The organism is Limnospira sp. PMC 289.06 (assembly GCF_032350395.1).
In the GTDB taxonomy this organism is placed as follows: domain Bacteria; phylum Cyanobacteriota; class Cyanobacteriia; order Cyanobacteriales; family Microcoleaceae; genus Limnospira; species Limnospira platensis.
The window spans coordinates 1-341 of sequence record NZ_JARPLC010000543.1 but is presented as its reverse complement, the minus strand read 5'-3'; the positions used below and the strand labels follow the sequence as shown (position 1 = coordinate 341).

Sequence of the window (341 nt, the reverse complement as noted above, 5' to 3'; positions counted from 1 at the left end):
TAGTGTAACCGCAAGTCCTAGAGGATGTGAGATGTGACCAGAAGCCAACGCCCGACTGTAATGGTAGGGATATGCTGACAGGTTACGGTTTGATTGCCAAGAATAGAGCCAAGTAGGAGCTTATATGGCGCAGGCGAGTTTAAAGAAAGGTTTTGGCAAAACCAAACCAATCAAGACTACGAAAAACCCATGGAAGGCTATCCCATGGGCGAAAGTTCAACGGAAAGTTTTCCAACTCCAAAAGAGGATATTTCAAGCAGCTAAATCGGGACAAGATGCAAAGGTTAGAAGGTGGCAACGTCTACTGGTGAAATCATATTATGCCCGACTCTTAGCAGTGC

Annotated in this window: 1 protein-coding gene; it reads left to right on the top strand. The window is 45.5% G+C overall.

Annotated elements, in window-relative coordinates; genetic code table 11:
• Positions 1-124 precede the first annotated feature (124 nt).
• The coding region (locus P5674_RS26190) for a reverse transcriptase N-terminal domain-containing protein (RefSeq protein WP_315670520.1) at positions 125-341 on the top strand (217 nt) is incomplete at its 3' end.